General features: G+C 48.7%; 2 tRNA genes and 2 rRNA genes. All 4 read left to right on the top strand.

Annotated features, from left to right (window positions below):
* Window positions 1–63: ribosomal RNA gene (locus C6382_RS23710) — 16S ribosomal RNA — on the top strand; the annotation flags it as partial.
* A 65-nt stretch (window positions 64–128) separates the two neighbouring features.
* Window positions 129–205: transfer RNA gene (locus tag C6382_RS23705), tRNA-Ile, on the top strand.
* A gap of 29 nt (window positions 206–234) precedes the next feature.
* A tRNA-Ala gene (locus C6382_RS23700) sits at window positions 235–310 on the top strand.
* 226 nt (window positions 311–536) lie between these two features.
* Window positions 537–1073 (top strand): 23S ribosomal RNA (locus tag C6382_RS23695); the annotation flags it as partial.

The raw sequence follows: 1073 nt of genomic DNA, 5'->3' as shown, positions 1-1073 counted from the left end.
ATGACTGGGGTGAAGTCGTAACAAGGTAGCCGTAGGGGAACCTGCGGCTGGATCACCTCCTTAATCGACGACATCAGCTGTTTCATAAGCTCCCACACGAATTGCTTGATTCATTGAAGAAGACGATTGGGTCTGTAGCTCAGTTGGTTAGAGCGCACCCCTGATAAGGGTGAGGTCGGCAGTTCGAATCTGCCCAGACCCACCAATTACTTGTGGTGCAGCCTGTAGAAATACGGGGCCATAGCTCAGCTGGGAGAGCGCCTGCCTTGCACGCAGGAGGTCAGCGGTTCGATCCCGCTTGGCTCCACCACTTATTGTCAAAGCTTAGAAATGAATATTCGCATCGAATATTGATTTCTGAACTTTTTCAGAATCGTTCTTTAAAAATTTGGGTATGTGATAGAAAGATAGACTGGACAGCACTTTCACTGGTGTCTGTTCAGGCTAAGGTAAAATTTGTGAGTGACTCTTAAGAGTTTTGCGAATTTTCGGCGAATGTCGTCTTCACAGTATAACCAGATTGCTTGGGGTTATATGGTCAAGTGAAGAAGCGCATACGGTGGATGCCTTGGCAGTCAGAGGCGATGAAAGACGTGGTAGCCTGCGATAAGCTTCGGGGAGTCGGCAAACAGACTTTGATCCGGAGATCTCTGAATGGGGGAACCCACTCAGCATAAGCTGAGTATCTTGTACTGAATACATAGGTGCAAGAGGCGAACCAGGGGAACTGAAACATCTAAGTACCCTGAGGAAAAGAAATCAACCGAGATTCCCTTAGTAGTGGCGAGCGAACGGGGACTAGCCCTTAAGTGGCTTTGAGATTAGCGGAACGCTCTGGAAAGTGCGGCCATAGTGGGTGATAGCCCTGTACGCGAAAATCTCTTAGTCATGAAATCGAGTAGGACGGAGCACGAGAAACTTTGTCTGAATATGGGGGGACCATCCTCCAAGGCTAAATACTACTGACTGACCGATAGTGAACCAGTACCGTGAGGGAAAGGCGAAAAGAACCCCGGAGAGGGGAGTGAAATAGATCCTGAAACCGTATGCGTACAAGCAGTGGGAGCCTACTT

It is taken from the genome of Pseudomonas sp. BBP2017 (assembly GCF_003024385.1).
Taxonomy (GTDB): Bacteria; Pseudomonadota; Gammaproteobacteria; order Pseudomonadales; family Pseudomonadaceae; genus Aquipseudomonas.
The sequence above is the reverse complement of the archived record's forward strand: the minus strand, read 5'-3'. Positions and strand labels throughout refer to the sequence as shown.